Annotated in this window: 15 protein-coding genes; 13 read left to right on the forward strand and 2 right to left on the reverse strand. The window is 71.9% G+C overall.

All coding sequences use genetic code 11. The features are described 5' to 3' along the window. The first annotated feature begins 9 nt into the window (after positions 1 to 9). The 3 genes from ACWEV3_RS23210 to ACWEV3_RS23220 all read left to right on the forward strand — a co-directional run bounded on the left by ACWEV3_RS23210 (position 10) and on the right by ACWEV3_RS23220 (position 3,026). A complete protein-coding gene (locus ACWEV3_RS23210) occupies positions 10 to 1,527 on the forward strand; it encodes a PucR family transcriptional regulator (protein WP_452615910.1) in 1,518 nt (505 codons plus the stop codon). Between the two features lie 102 nt (positions 1,528 to 1,629). Then, on the forward strand, positions 1,630 to 2,883 hold the full coding sequence (locus ACWEV3_RS23215; protein ID WP_452615911.1) for an NAD(P)/FAD-dependent oxidoreductase: 1,254 nt from the start codon (positions 1,630 to 1,632) through the stop codon (positions 2,881 to 2,883). Further along, on the forward strand, positions 2,880 to 3,026 hold the full coding sequence (locus tag ACWEV3_RS23220) for a hypothetical protein (protein WP_358307600.1): 147 nt from the start codon (positions 2,880 to 2,882) through the stop codon (positions 3,024 to 3,026). The genes ACWEV3_RS23215 and ACWEV3_RS23220 overlap by 4 nt, the downstream gene beginning before the upstream one ends. A 283-nt stretch (positions 3,027 to 3,309) precedes the next feature. Here ACWEV3_RS23220 and ACWEV3_RS23225 read toward each other — a convergent pair whose 3' ends face one another. After that, positions 3,310 to 3,903, reverse strand: a complete 594-nt coding sequence (locus ACWEV3_RS23225) for a GNAT family N-acetyltransferase (protein ID WP_452615912.1) — start codon at positions 3,901 to 3,903, stop codon at positions 3,310 to 3,312. Between the two features lie 346 nt (positions 3,904 to 4,249). Between ACWEV3_RS23225 and argC the strand changes: the two genes are divergently transcribed. The 10 genes from argC to tyrS all read left to right on the forward strand — a co-directional run bounded on the left by argC (position 4,250) and on the right by tyrS (position 13,881). Beyond that, the gene (gene argC, locus ACWEV3_RS23230; RefSeq protein ID WP_452615913.1) at positions 4,250 to 5,278 is read left to right on the forward strand and encodes an N-acetyl-gamma-glutamyl-phosphate reductase; all 1,029 of its coding nucleotides are present in this window, start codon (positions 4,250 to 4,252) and stop codon (positions 5,276 to 5,278) included. Continuing rightward, positions 5,275 to 5,679, forward strand: coding sequence for an ACT domain-containing protein (locus ACWEV3_RS23235; protein ID WP_452615914.1), 405 nt, complete (start codon positions 5,275 to 5,277; stop codon positions 5,677 to 5,679). Before argC ends, ACWEV3_RS23235 begins: the two co-directional genes overlap by 4 nt. Continuing rightward, positions 5,676 to 6,836: a bifunctional glutamate N-acetyltransferase/amino-acid acetyltransferase ArgJ gene (gene argJ, locus ACWEV3_RS23240; protein ID WP_452615915.1), complete on the forward strand. Its 1,161-nt coding sequence runs from the start codon at positions 5,676 to 5,678 to the stop codon at positions 6,834 to 6,836. The genes ACWEV3_RS23235 and argJ overlap by 4 nt, the downstream gene beginning before the upstream one ends. Next, positions 6,833 to 7,747, forward strand: a complete 915-nt coding sequence (argB, locus tag ACWEV3_RS23245; RefSeq protein ID WP_452615916.1) for an acetylglutamate kinase — start codon at positions 6,833 to 6,835, stop codon at positions 7,745 to 7,747. Before argJ ends, argB begins: the two co-directional genes overlap by 4 nt. Positions 7,748 to 7,826: 79 nt before the next feature. Then, the gene (locus tag ACWEV3_RS23250) at positions 7,827 to 9,017 is read left to right on the forward strand and encodes an acetylornithine transaminase (RefSeq protein ID WP_452615917.1); all 1,191 of its coding nucleotides are present in this window, start codon (positions 7,827 to 7,829) and stop codon (positions 9,015 to 9,017) included. After that, positions 9,017 to 9,943, forward strand: coding sequence for an ornithine carbamoyltransferase (gene argF, locus ACWEV3_RS23255; RefSeq protein WP_358572979.1), 927 nt, complete (start codon positions 9,017 to 9,019; stop codon positions 9,941 to 9,943). The genes ACWEV3_RS23250 and argF overlap by 1 nt, the downstream gene beginning before the upstream one ends. Beyond that, positions 9,940 to 10,497 carry an arginine repressor gene (locus ACWEV3_RS23260; protein ID WP_452615918.1) on the forward strand — a complete coding sequence of 186 codons (558 nt, stop codon included), beginning with the start codon at positions 9,940 to 9,942 and terminating at the stop codon, positions 10,495 to 10,497. The genes argF and ACWEV3_RS23260 overlap by 4 nt, the downstream gene beginning before the upstream one ends. Beyond that, entirely contained in the window at positions 10,494 to 11,915 is a 1,422-nt protein-coding gene (argH, locus tag ACWEV3_RS23265; protein WP_452615919.1) for an argininosuccinate lyase, read from the forward strand. Before ACWEV3_RS23260 ends, argH begins: the two co-directional genes overlap by 4 nt. 34 nt (positions 11,916 to 11,949) lie before the next feature. Next, a complete protein-coding gene (locus ACWEV3_RS23270) occupies positions 11,950 to 12,573 on the forward strand; it encodes a DNA-3-methyladenine glycosylase (RefSeq protein ID WP_452615920.1) in 624 nt (207 codons plus the stop codon). 33 nt (positions 12,574 to 12,606) lie between these two features. Continuing rightward, positions 12,607 to 13,881, forward strand: a complete 1,275-nt coding sequence (tyrS, locus tag ACWEV3_RS23275; RefSeq protein ID WP_452615921.1) for a tyrosine--tRNA ligase — start codon at positions 12,607 to 12,609, stop codon at positions 13,879 to 13,881. Positions 13,882 to 14,097: 216 nt separating this feature from the next. Here tyrS and ACWEV3_RS23280 read toward each other — a convergent pair. Then, positions 14,098 to 14,377: hypothetical protein (locus ACWEV3_RS23280; protein ID WP_452615922.1), on the reverse strand; the 280-nt coding region annotated here is incomplete at its 5' end.

Here is a 14,377-nt window from a genome sequence, read left to right on the forward strand (position 1 = left end):
GGAGCGGCCGTGGTCAAGCTGGACCGGTTGATCAACGTCCTCGGCGGCCTCGGGGCCCGGCTGGGCAACGCCCCGCGATCCAGGTCGACGGAGCTGCGGTCGGTGGCGTTGCACGACCCGGCCGATCCTGCCCCAGGCGGTGAGGACGTCCTGCTGGCCGTCGGCGTCGACGCCGACGGCGCGGCGGATCTGCTCGCGAGCACCCGCGCCGAAGTGGTCGTGCTGCGCTGCACCGAACTCGGCGAGCGGGCGCTCGCGGCGGCCCGCGACCGGCACGTGACGGTGGTTCTCGTCGATCCGGCCGTGTCGTGGGGGCAGCTGGCGGCCGTGATCTACGGGCTGGTGCTGGAGGGCCGCGAGACCGAGGCGGGCCGGGGCCCGACGGACCTGTTCGCGCTGGCCGACGCGCTCGCGGACTCGGTCGGCGGCCCGGTGACGATCGAGGACCACCGCTCCGGCGTGCTCGCGTACTCCAGCCGGCAGCACAGCGCCGACCGGGCTCGGCTGGCCACGATCCTGGGGCGGCGGGTGCCCGCGGAGATCCGTCGGGAGCTGACCGAGCGCGGCGTGTTCCGGCACCTGGAAACCTCCGACGAACCGATCTTCGTGGCGCCGCTGGGGCCGGAATCCCTGCACGGCCGGGCGGTCGTGGCGGTCCGCGCGGGCAAGGAGCTGCTGGGCTCGATCTGGGTGGTGACGGAGCACGCGCTCACGGCCGCGCACCAGGCCGCGCTGGTCAGCGGCGCGCGCACCGCGGCGCTGCACCTGCTCCGCGCCCGGGCCAGCGCGGATCTGGAGCGGCAGGTCGAATCCGATCTGGTCACCGGGCTGCTGGAGGGGCACGAGGACCCCGCCGCGGCGTTGAGCCGCCTCGGCCTGCGCAGCACGAGGTACCGCGTGGTGGCGGTGCAGGTGCACACCGGTGGCGCGCCGGAGGCCGCGCCGCTGCTCGCCTTCGAGCGGGCGACGACCGGTTTCGGCTGGTCGCGGCCCGGGCGCAGCGCGCTGTTCGCCAACACCGTCTACACGATCCTGCCGCACGAGGACGCCGAGCCGGCGTGCGAGTGGGCGCGGGCGCTGGTCCGGGAACTCGCCGGCGAGGCGACGGTGCTCGTCGGGGTGGGCGGCCCGGCCGAGCCCGCGCAGCTGGTGGACAGCAGGCAAGAAGCGGACGAGAGCCTGGCGATCCACGCGACGCGGGCGGACCGGGTCGCGGCCGTGGTCTACGACGAAGCGTGGCACGAGATCCTGCTGCGGCGGCTGCGGCACGTCGCGTCGACCGGGCGGGTGCCGGATCGAGGCCCCGTCGTCGAGCTCCGCCGCCACGACCGGGAGCACGGCACGAGCTACGTCGAGACGTTGCGGGCGTGGCTGGAATGCCAGGGCGACCTGGGGGCCGCGGCGGCACGGCTGGAGGTCCACCCCAACACCGTCCGGTACCGGATGCGGAAGATGGCCGAGCTGACGCCGCTGGACCTGGACGACCCCGACGCCAGGCTGGCGATGATCATCGCGCTCGCCGTGTAGTCGGTTCCGGCCAATCGGGACGCCGCGATTTGTGCGATTCCGACACTGGCGCGGCGCCGCCGCCGGGGCAGGCTCCACCTCAGGACGTTTCGAGGAGGAAGCATGCGCGAGGACGGGATCGACGGGGTTCCGCGCCGGGCCGTGGTGATCGGCGCGGGTGTGGTCGGCTTGTCGACCGCTTGGTTCTTGCAGGAGCACGGCGTCGAGGTCACGGTGCTCGACCGCGAGGACGTCGCGGCCGGTGCGTCCTGGGGCAACGCCGGTTACCTCTCGCCGGGGTTCTCGATCCCGCTGCCGGAGCCGAGCGTGCTGCGCTACGGGTTGCGGTCGCTGTTCGACCGGGACGCGCCGCTGTACGTGCCGGCCTCGGTGGATCCCGGGCTGTGGTCCTTCCTCACCGGTTTCGCCCGGCGGTGCACGCCCTGGGCCTGGCAGCGGTCGATGCGCGCGTTCGTCCCGATGAACGCCGAGTGCCTGGACGCCTTCGATGCGCTGACCGCGGGCGGCGTGTCCGCGCCGACGGTGCCCGCGCCGATCACGGCGGCGTTCGAGAAGCCCGAGCAGGTCGCCGAGCTGCGGCACGAGTTCGAGCAGATCCGCCGCTGCGGTCAGGACGTCGAGGTCCGCGAACTGTCCACTTCGGACGTCGGTGTGCCGCAGCTGTCGTCGCGCATCGCGGCGGTGCTGCGGGTGGAGGGGCAGCGCTTCGTGGACCCCGGCGAGTTCACCCGGAGCCTGGCGAAGTCGGTGGTGGAGCGCGGCGGCAAGCTGCGCACCGGATTCCGGGTGCGCGAGGTGCTGCGCGGCTCCGGTCAGGTCACCGTCAAGTCGGAGCAGGACGAGCGGGTGTCGGCCGAGGCGGTCGTGCTGGCCACGGGCGCGTGGCTGAGCCGGCTGGCGAAGCCGCTGGGCGTCCGCACCGCGGTGCGGGCCGGCCGCGGCTACTCGTTCACGGTGCCGACCGAGCAGCCCGTGCCGGGCCCGATCTACCTGCCCGCGGCGCGCGTGGCGTGCACGCCGTACCAGGGCGGCCTCCGGGTGGCGGGGACGATGGAATTCCGCCCGGCGGACGATCCGCTGGACCGCGCCCGCATCGAAGCGATCGTGCGCTCAGCGCGCCCGCTGCTGAAGGGCGTCGCCTGGAACGAACGCCGCGACGAGTGGGTCGGCGGCCGCCCGGTGACGCCGGACGGCCTGCCGCTGATCGGCTCGACGAAGATGCCCGGCACCTACGTCGCGGGAGGCCACGGCATGTGGGGCCTGACCCTGGGCCCGCTCACCGGGCGCCTGCTGGCGGAGCAGATCACCACCGGAAAGCGCCCGGTGCTCCTGCGGCCGTTCGACCCGCTGCGATGAGCACGGACCTGACGACGGCGGAACGAGCGGAACTCGACCGCCTCCGCCGCGAGAACCAGCTGCTGCGAGTGGAGAAGGAGATGCTCCTGCGCATCGCCACGGAATACGCCCTGGAGCGGCGCAGCCGAGCCGAACCCAGTTGACGCACGCGGTACGAGTGGCTCCAGGCGTGGATGGAGCAGTGCCGGGGCTACTTCGCGCGGAAGTTCGGTAGCCAGGCCGATGTCCGGTTGCTGCTGTCGCCAGTCGAGGAACTCGCCCCGTTCCTGCGTGCTCGAACTGTCAGGTGGGCTTCCGCTGCTGGTCGCGACCTCGGCCGAGCCGGGGCACGACCTGACGGCGATGGCGAGCAGGAACGCCGGGGCTCCAACTACCGGGTAAAGCAGGACCATTTCGGCACGGACCTGTCGGAGTCGGCGCCACCGGTCATCGGGGAGCGAGGTTGCGGGCGGCGAACTCGGTGGCGGTGATGCCCATCAGCACGAGGCACTGGGCTCCGCCGCACAGGAATTCCGGGTCGCGCAGGCGGCCTTCCTCACGGAAGCCGAGTTTGCCGTGCAGCGCGAGGGAAGCGGCGTTGCCGTCGTAGATCCCGACCTCGCACTTGCGGTAGCGCAGCCGCCCGAACATGAACGCGAGCAGCGCGGTGATCGCGTCGTCGGCGTAGCCGCGGCGGCGGTGCTGCGGGCCGATCCCGATGCCGTAGCCGAACCGGCCGGAACCGGGCTCGGCCTGGCTGGCGGACAAGGAGCCGACCAGCGTCCGGTCCAGCAGCGTCTCGATGGCCAGCTGGATGTCGTCGCCGGAGTCGGCGTGGTGCGCCCGGTGCGCTCCCCAGTGCCGGTAGCCGTCGAACTTCGGGTAGTGGGTGTCGGACGATTCCCGGTCGAACCGCATCAGCGCGCGCCGGTCGGCCGGCTCGACGCGCCGCAACCGCACCCGCTGCCCGACCGGGCCCGACGTCGCGATCGACGTCGAACGGCGGGCACCCGTGCCGGGGCGGGGTGGGGTCATCGTCATCGGCAACGATGATGCCCGGAGAGCCGCGCCGAAGGCGAAGCGGGGGTGCCCCGGCTGCTAGCCGCGCACCGGTGCGACTTCTGGGACGGCTTCGGGAGATGACGGATCAGCGCGGGGCCGCCCAGGATGATCAGCTTGTCCCGCCTTTGCCGGAGCCGGCGGGCTCCCGCGGCTCGCTTTGGGCTGCTATGGCGACTCGAACCACTCACGAGCCCTGCGGGCGCCGGGCGGTGGGAGGATTGGGGTGAACGGCCCGTTCGCCTCGTCTAGCTGGGTGAATGTGGCGTTCGCCGCGGAGCCGAACGCTCGTTTGATTAATGTTGCATGGGAGTGCATAATCATCCGCATGACGGTTCGAGTGGCAGTTGCCGGGGCTAGCGGCTACGCGGGCGGGGAACTGCTCCGCCTGCTGCTGTCGCACCCCGAGGTGGAGATCGGCGCGTTGACCGCGGGCGGCAACGCCGGGACCAGGCTCGGGCAGCACCACCCGAACCTGCTGCCGCTGGCGGACCGCATCCTCGCCGACACCACGGCCGCCGAGCTCGCCGGCCACGACGTCGTCTTCCTCGCCCTCCCGCACGGCCACTCCGCGGCCATCGCGGCCGAACTCGGCGACGACGCGATCGTCATCGACTGCGGCGCCGACCACCGGCTCAACGACCCCACCGACTGGGCCCGCTGGTACGGCGGCGAACACCCCGGCACCTGGCCCTACGGCATCCCCGAGCTCCCCGGCGCCCGCGACCGGCTCCGCGGCTCCCGCCGCGTCGCCGTCCCCGGCTGCTTCCCGACGGTGTCCTCGCTGGCGCTCGTCCCCGCGCTCGCCGCCAGGCTCGTCGAGCCGGACGCCGTCGTCGTCGCGGTCACCGGCACCTCCGGTGCCGGCCGCGCGCTCAAGCCGCACCTGCTCTCCGCCGAGGTGATGGGCTCCGCCAGCGTCTACGGCGTGGGCGGCGCGCACCGGCACACGCCGGAGCTGATCCAGAACCTCAGCGCCGTGGCCGGGGAGCCGGTGAAGGTGTCGTTCACGCCGGTCCTCGCGCCGATGTCGCGCGGCATCCTCGCTACCTGTTCCGCCCCGCTGCGCGAGGGCGTCGACGCGGACGCGGCGCGCAAGGCCTACCTCGACGCCTACGGCGACGAGCCGTTCGTGCACGTGCTGCCTGAAGGCCACTGGCCGCAGACCTCCGCGACGCTCGGCGCGAACACCGTGCACCTGCAGCTGGCGGTCGATCCGGACGCCGGGCGGTTGATCATCGTCGGCGCCGAGGACAACCTCACCAAGGGCACCGCCGGCGGCGCCGTGCAGTGCATGAACCTCGCGGTGGGGCTGCCGGAGACCACCGGACTGCCGCTGGTCGGGGTGGCGCCATGAGCAGCCTGAAGCTCCGGCTGCACGCCGAGCAGCTGGCCGTCGGCCTGGTCCCGGTGCACGTCAGCCTGGCGCTGACCGGCGGCACCGCGCCGATCCACGGCAGCCTGACCACCGGCGCGGGCCGCACCATCATCTTCCCGTACTCGCTGGCCGCCGAGTCCGGCCCGGACGTCCGGGTGGAGGGGCCGTTCCGGGCGCTGGAGATCGACGGCCCGCTGGACTTCGCGCTGACCGGCGTGCTCGCGGCTCTGCTGGCGCCGCTGGCCGAGGCCGAGATCAGCGTCTTCACCCTGTCCACATTCGACACCGACTGGATCCTGGTCCCGGCCGACGCGGCCGTGCGGGCCGCCGAGGTGCTGACCTCCGCTGGGCACACCGTGGATATCGAGGAGAGCCAATGAGCGTGACCGGACCTGCCGGTTTCCGGGCGGCGGGGATCGCCGCCGGGATCAAGGCCGCGGGCGCGCGCGATGTCGCGCTGGTCGTCAACGACGGGCCGCGACAGGCCGCGGCCGGGGTGTTCACCACCAACAAGGTCAAGGCAGCGCCGGTGCTCTGGTCGCAGCAGGTGCTGACGGAGCGCAAGCTCCGCGCGGTGGTGCTCAACTCCGGCTGCGCCAACGCCTGCACCGGCCCGGAGGGCTTCCAGGACACCCACGCCACCGCCGAGAAGGTCGCCGAGGTGCTCGGCGTCGGCGCCATCGAGATCGCGGTGTGCTCCACCGGCTTGATCGGCGAGCGGCTGCCGATGGACGCGTTGCTGTCCGGTGTGGACACCGCGGCGAAGGCGCTGGACGCCACCGACCAGGCCGGGCTCGACGCGGCCACCGCGGTGCTCACCACCGACAGCAAGCCGAAGCAGGCCTTCGGGAAGCACGACGCGGGCTGGTCTGTCGGCGGTTTCGCCAAGGGCGCCGGGATGCTCGCGCCGAACCTGGCCACCATGCTCAGCGTCATCACCACCGACGCGGTGATCGCAGGCGACGACCTGGACGAGGCGCTGCGCGCGGTCACCGGGGTCACCTTCGACCGGCTCGACGTCGACGGCGGCACCTCCACCAACGACACCGTCCTCGTCCTGGCCTCCGGCGCCTCCGGCGTCGAACCGTCCAAAGAGGACTTCACCGAGCTGCTCACCACCGTCTGCACGGACCTGGTCCGCCAGCTGCAGGACGACGCCGAAGGCGTCACCAAGACCATCGACATCACCGTGCGCGGCGCGGTCAGCGAGGCCGACGCGGTCGCCATCGGGCGCACCATCGCCGAGGACAACCTGGTCAAGACCGCGATGTTCGGCTCGGACCCGAACTGGGGCCGGATCGCGATGGCGCTCGGCCGGGTCGACGCCGAGATCGACGTGGCCAAGCTGGAGATCGCCACCAACGGCGTCACGCTCTACGCGAACGGCACCAAGGCCCGCGACCGCAGCGAGGCCGACCTGTCCGGGCGCGCCATCGAGATCGTCGTGGACCTGCACCTCGGCGAGCACGCGGCGACCATCCTGACCACCGACCTGTCCCACGCTTACGTCGAAGAGAACAGCGCGTACTCGTCATGACCCAGCAAGAAGCCGGCGACCGGCTGGCCACCGCGGCCGAGAAGGCCAGCGTCCTCGTCGAAGCCCTCCCGTGGCTGCAGCGCTTCCACGGCGCGACCGTCGTGATCAAGTACGGCGGCAACGCGATGATCGACGACGAGCTCAAGCGCGCCTTCGCGCACGACATGGTGTTCCTGCGGCTCGCCGGACTGCACCCGGTGGTGGTGCACGGCGGCGGCCCGCAGATCACCGCGATGCTCGACCGGCTCGGCATGGAAGGCGAGTTCCGCGGCGGCCTGCGGGTGACCTCCCCGGAGACCATGGACGTGGTGCGCATGGTGCTGGTCGGCCAGGTCGGGCGCGAACTGGTCGGGCTGATCAACCAGCACGGGCCGTACGCGGTCGGCATGTCCGGCGAGGACGCCCGGCTGTTCACCGCGGAGCGCCGCACCGCGACGGTCGACGGCGAAGCCGTGGACGTCGGCCTCGTCGGCGACGTGGTGTCGGTCAACGCCGACGCGGTGCTCGACCTGATCAAGGCCGGCCGCATCCCCGTCGTCTCGACCGTCGCCCCCGACGCCGACGGCGTGGTCCACAACGTCAACGCCGACACCGCCGCCGGGGCCCTGGCGGTCGCGCTGGGCGCCGAGAAGCTCGTGGTGCTCACCGACGTCGAAGGCCTCTACACCAACTGGCCGGACCGCGGCTCGCTCGTGTCGCGCCTGGACGCCGACCAACTGGCGGAACTGCTGCCGAGCCTGTCCAGCGGCATGGTCCCGAAGATGGAGGCCTGCCTGCGCGCGGTGCGCGGCGGGGTGCCGCGGGCGCACGTCATCGACGGCCGCCTCGCGCACTCGGTCCTGCTAGAGGTGTTCACCAGCGCCGGAGTCGGCACGATGGTACTGCCGGCGCACGTGGAGGAGGGCGCATGAGCAACACCCGCTTCCCTTCTGCTCATGCGGTCCGACCGGGTGCGGGTGTCCCGAAAAACACCGAGGAAGGCGAGAACTCATGACCACCAACGCCGCGGGAGCGCAGCGCTGGCAAGCGTCCATGATGGACAACTACGGCACCCCGAAGCTGACCCTCGTCAGCGGTTCGGGCGCCGAGGTGACCGACGCCGACGGCAAGACCTACGTGGACTTCCTCAGCGGCATCGCGGTCAACGCGCTCGGCCACGCGCACCCCGCCGTGGTGCAGGCCGTCTCCGAGCAGATCGGCAAGCTCGGCCACGTCTCCAACCTCTACGTGCACGAGCGGGGCCTCAAGCTCGCCGAACGGCTGCTGGACCTCGCTGGCGCGGCCGGCCAGGGCCGGGTGCTGTTCTGCAACTCCGGCGCCGAGGCCAACGAGGCCGCGTTCAAGATCGCGCGGCTGACCGGCCGCGCCAAGCTGGTCGCCGCGCACGGCGGCTTCCACGGCCGCACCATGGGCGCCCTCGCGCTCACCGGCCAGCCCGCCAAGCAGCAGCCCTTCGAACCGATGCCGCCCGGCGTGGTGCACGTGCCCTACGGCGACGTGGCCGCGCTGGAGTCCGAAGTGGACGACAACACCGCGGCGGTGTTCCTGGAGCCGATCCAGGGCGAGAACGGCGTGATCGTGCCGCCCGAGGGGTACCTCCAGGCGGCCCGGGAGATCGCCACCCGCAACGGCGCGCTGCTGGTCCTCGACGAGGTGCAGACCGGCATCGGCCGCACCGGCTCGTGGTTCGCCTTCCAGCGCGCCGGTGTCGTGCCCGACGTGATCACCCTGGCCAAGGGCCTCGGCGGCGGCCTGCCGATCGGCGCCTGCATCGGCATCGGCGCGGCCGGCGACCTGCTGCACCCCGGCCAGCACGGCACCACCTTCGGCGGCAACCCGGTGGTCTGCGCCGCCGCGCGGGCGGTGCTGGACACCATCGCCGCCGACGGGCTGCTCGAACACGTCGAACAGGTCGGCAAGGAACTGGTCACCGGCCTGCAGCAGCTCGACCACCCGCTGATCGGCGAGGTGCGCGGCGCGGGCCTGCTCATCGGCATCGGCCTCACCGAACCGGTGTCGGCCAAGATCGCCGCCGCCGCGCAGGACGCCGGATTCCTGATCAACCCCATCCAGCCCGGCGCGATCCGGCTGGCCCCACCGCTGATCGTGCGGCCCGACCAGGTGCGGCGGCTGCTCGCCGCCCTGCCCGCGCTGCTCGACGCTGCCAAGGAGAACCACTGATGCCCCGGCACTTCCTCCGCGACGACGACCTCACGCCCGCCGAGCAGGCCGAGGTCCTCGACCTCGCAGACCAGTTCAAGGCCGACCCGCACGGCTCCGACGCGCTGGCCGGGCCCAAGTCGATCGCGGTGCTCTTCGAGAAGAACTCCACCCGCACCCGGCTGTCCTTCGAGGTCGGCATCGCCCAGCTCGGCGGCCAGCCGATCGTCGTGGACGGCCGGATGATGCAGCTCGGCCGCGAGGAGACCATCGAGGACACCTCCCGGGTGCTGTCCCGCTACGTCCACGCCGTGGTGTGGCGGACCTTCGCGCAGGCCCGCATCGACGCGATGGCCTCGGTGTCCCGGGTGCCGGTGATCAACGCGCTCACCGACGAGTTCCACCCCTGCCAGGTGCTCGCCGACCTGCAGACCGTCCGGGAACGGCACGGCAAGCTCGCCGGCCTCACCCTGACCTACCTCGGCGACGGCGCCAACAACATGGCGCACTCGCTGATGGTCGGCGGCGTCACCGCGGGCATGCACGTCCGCATCGGCGCGCCGGCGGGCTTCCGCCCGCTGGACTGGGTGCTGGACGCGGCCCGGAAGCGCGCCGCCGAGACCGGCGGCTCCGTCGAGCTGTTCAACACCCCGAACGGCGCGGTCGAAGGCGCGGACGTGCTGGTCACCGACTCCTGGACGTCGATGGGCCAGGAGAACGACGGCAAGGACCGGGTCAGCCCGTTCCGGCCGTTCCAGGTCAACGCCGAACTGCTGGCCGCCACCGGCAAGACCGACACCAGCGTGCTGCACTGCCTGCCCGCGCACCGCGGCATGGAGATCACCGACGAGGTGATCGACGGCCCGGCCAGCGCGGTGTTCGACGAAGCCGAGAACCGCCTGCACGCGCAGAAGGCGCTGCTGGCGTGGCTGGTGCGACAGCCATGACGACCCGCGTCGCGCGGCAGGCCCGCATCATCGAACTGGTCGCGTCGATGGGCATCCGCAGCCAGACCGAGCTGGCGAAGCTGCTCGCGGGCGACGGCATCGAGGTCACCCAGGCGACGCTGTCGCGGGACCTCGACGAACTCGGCGCGGTCAAGCTGCGGGGTGCCGACGGCGGGGCGGCGGTCTACGTCATCCCCGAGGACGGCAGCCCGGTCCGCGGCGTGCAGGGCGGCACGTCGCGGCTGAGCCGGCTGCTCGGCGAGCTGCTCGTCGGCGCCGACGGCGCGGGCAACCTGACCGTCCTGCGCACCCCGCCCGGCGCGGCGCAGTTCCTGGCCAGCGCCATAGACCGAGCGGCGCTGCCGGAGGTGGTGGGCTCCATCGCGGGCGACGACACGGTGATGATCGTCGCCCGCGAGCCCCTCACCGGGCACCAGCTGGCCGCCCGGTTCACCGACATGGCCGCCCGCGAAGGGCAATCCGAATCGGACGCCGAAACGCCGCGGTCCACAATGGATGACGACGACCCACACCAGACCGGGGGAACACCGTGACGCAGCAAGGCAGCGAGCCGACCAAGCTCTGGGGCGGCCGGTTCGCCTCCGGCCCGGCCGAAGCGATGGCCGCGCTGAGCCTGTCGACCCACTTCGACTGGCGACTGGCGCCCTACGACATCGCCGGGTCACGCGCCCACGCCCGCGTGCTGCACCGCGCCGGGCTGCTCACCGCCGACGAACTCGAGCGGATGCTCGCGGGCCTGGACGTCCTGGCCGCGGACGTCGAGGCGGGCACCTTCACGCCGGTGATCGACGACGAGGACGTGCACACCGCCCTCGAACGCGGCCTGCTGGAACGCGTCGGGCCGGAACTCGGCGGCAAGCTGCGCGCCGGGCGCTCCCGCAACGACCAGGTTGCCACGCTGTTCCGGATGTGGCTGCGCGACGCCAACCGCCGCGTCGTCGCGGGCGTCCTCGACATCGTCGACGCCCTCGTCGCCCAGGCCGCCGAGCACCCCGACGCGGTGCTGCCCGGCCGCACCCATCTGCAGCACGCGCAGCCGGTGCTGCTGGCGCACCACCTCCTCGCGCACTGCCAGGCGCTGCTGCGCGACGTCCAGCGCTTCCGCGACTGGGACGCCCGCACCGCGTACTCGCCGTACGGCTCGGGCGCTCTGGCGGGCTCCTCGCTCGGGCTCGACCCGCAGGCCGTCGCTGCCGAGCTCGGCTTCGCCGGCGCCGTCGACAACTCCATCGACGGCACCGCCTCGCGCGACTTCGCCGCCGAGGCGGCGTTCTGCCTCGCGATGCTCGGCGTGAACCTCTCGCGCATCGCCGAAGAGGTGATCATCTGGAACACCGCCGAATTCGGCTACGTGACGCTCGACGACGCCTGGGCGACCGGCAGCTCGATCATGCCGCAGAAGAAGAACCCGGACGTCGCCGAGCTGGCCCGAGGCAAGTCCGGGCGGCTCATCGGCAACCTCGGCGGCCTGCTGGCCACGCTGAAGGCCCAGCCGCTGGCCTACAACCGGGACCTGCAGGAGGACAAGGAGCCGGTCTTCGACTCCGTCGAGCAGCTGGAGCTGCTGCTGCCCGCGATGGCGGGCATGCTCGGCACCCTGACCTTCCACACCGGGCGGCTCGCCGAGCTGGCGCCCGCCGGCTTCACCCTCGCCACCGACATCGCGGAGTGGCTGGTGCGCCAGGGCGTCCCGTTCCGGGTCGCGCACGAGGCGTCGGGGGAGTGCGTGCGCACCGCCGAGGCCCGCGGCGTCGGGCTGGAGGACCTGACCGACGAGGAACTCGCCGCGGCCAACCCCGCGCTCACCCCGCAGGTGCGCGAGGTGCTGACCGTCGAGGGCTCCATCGCCTCGCGCGACGCGCACGGCGGCACCGCCCCGAACCGGGTGGCCGAGCAGCGCGAACGCGTCGTCGACAACGTGCGGCAACATCGCGAGTGGCTGTCTAAGTGATCACGGTTTGGGCACGACCGGTAGTGTCTTGCCTGTGAGTCAGGTGACGCGCGACGAACTTGCCCTCGATCCACTGTGGGTGGCCCGCCGCCTGCTCGGCTGCGAGCTGCGGTCGACCGGGCCGCAGGGCGAGGTCGGCGTGCGCCTGGTCGAGGTGGAGGCCTACCGCGGCCTGGACGACCCCGCGTCGCACTGCTACCGCGGGCGGACCGAGCGCAACGCCGTGATGTTCGGTCCGGCCGGTCACCTGTACGTGTACTTCGTGTACGGGATGCACTTCTGCATCAACGTCGTGTGCCTGACCGACGGTGTCCCCGGCGCGGTTCTGCTGCGCGCCGGGGAGATCATCACGGGCGCCGAGCTCGCCCGCTCCCGCCGCCCGGCGGTCCGCAAGGACACCCAGCTCGCCAGCGGGCCCGCCCGGCTGGCCGGGGTCCTCGGCATCACCCGTGAGCACAACGGCGTCGACCTCACCGACCCGGAGTCACCCATCCGGCTGTACAACGGCACCCCGGTCGGCGAGGACGACATCCGCAGCGGACCCCGGGTCGGCGTCGCCGCGGCGATGGACCTGCCCTGGCGGACCTGGGTGGACGGCTCGTCGGCGGTCAGCTCGTACCGGCGCGGCGGCCGCCGCCGCATCCAGGCCCGGACGTAAACCCGGTTGCTCGCATGAGCGAGACTTGGACGCGTGAGTGAGAACATCCTTGACGAGCTGACCTGGCGCGGCCTGATCGCGCAATCCACCGACCTCGACTCGCTGCGACGGGAACTCGACCAGGGGCCGCTCACGCTCTATGCCGGTTTCGACCCGACCGGCCCCAGCCTGCACGCCGGGCACCTGATCCCGATCCTGACGCTGCGCCGCTTCCAGCAGGCCGGGCACCGGCCGGTGGTCCTGGCCGGCGGCGCCACGGGTCTGATCGGCGATCCGCGCGACGTCGGCGAGCGCAACCTGCACGACGAGAACACCGTGCTGGAGTGGACCGACAAGATCCGCGCCCAGCTGTCCGCGTTCGTCGACTTCGACGACTCGCCGACCGGCGCGATCATGGAGAACAACGCGCACTGGACCGCGGACCTGCCGGTCACGGCGTTCCTGCGGGACATCGGGAAGCACTTCTCGGTGAACACGATGCTGGCGCGGGAGACCGTCAAGCGGCGGCTGGAAACCGACGGCATGTCCTACACCGAGTTCAGCTACATGTTGTTGCAGGCCAACGACTTCGTGCAGCTGTACCGGAAGTACGGCACCCGGCTCCAGCTCGGCGGCTCGGACCAGTGGGGCAACATCATCGCCGGTGTCGACCTGGTCCGGAAGCAGGAGTCGGCCGCCGCGCACGCGCTGACCCTGCCGCTGGTCACCGACTCGGAGGGCCGCAAGTTCGGCAAGTCCACCGGCGGCGGCAACGTCTGGCTGGATCCGGCGATGACCACGCCGTACGCCTGGTACCAGTACTTCGTCAACGCGGCCGACGCCGACGTCGCGAAGTACCTGCGGCTGTTCACCTTCCTCGACCGCGAGGAGATCGACGAGCTGGAGCGGAGCACGGTGGAGCGGCCCCAGCTGCGGGCCGGCCAGCGCAAGCTCGCCGAGGAGCTGACCACGCTGGTGCACGGCGCGGATCAGACCCGCAAGGTCGTCGCGGCCAGCCAGGCGCTGTTCGGCAAGGGCGAGATCGCCGAGCTCGACGAGGCGACCCTGGACGCGGCGATGGCGGCGGTGCCGACGGCGGAAGCCCGGCTCGCCGACGCCCCGACGATCGTGGACCTGCTCGTCGAAACCGGTCTCGCCACCGGGAAGGGCGCGGCGCGACGCACCATCAAGGAGGGCGGCGCGTACGTCAACAACGGCAAGATCGCCGATGAGGAGTGGTCGCCGAGCAAGGACGACCTGCTGCACGGCCGCTGGCTGGTAATCCGCCGTGGCAAGCGTCACACTGCGGGCGTTCGGGTCGTGCACTAGCCTGGAATCAGCACCGGAAAGGGGCGCTGAGCTGCATGTTCGGGCTCCGCCGGTGCTGATTCGAGCCGATTTGACTCGGCGCTGAACGACGCGTAAATTGTTTCAGGTCAGCGCGGAACGGGCCGATGAAAAACGGACCGGGCACTGACGCGGGGTCGCGAACCAAGCTCCTTCCTCAGGGTGGTAGAGTGGGCGTCCCGATCAGGAAATCGAAATTCAGCGAGCGGACTTGGCTGTCCGTGCGACGAGGTTGCGGTTTCCGACCAGATCTTTGATGAAAAAGTGCTTGGCTGCGGCCGGGCGGAATAGCGAGCCGAAATACGGCGATCCGGTGGGGGTGACCCCCCGGGAAAGCCGAAAAAAGGGTCTGCTACTCTGGTCGACAGCAAAAGCGAGAAAGAAAATGCTCCCCGGAGCTTCGATCCCTGGTTTAGGGGTTGGGTGATGGTGTGGGTGTGTTCTTTGAGAACTCAACAGCGGACTGTTTTGGTTAGTG

Source organism: Saccharopolyspora sp. NPDC003752 (assembly GCF_053605825.1).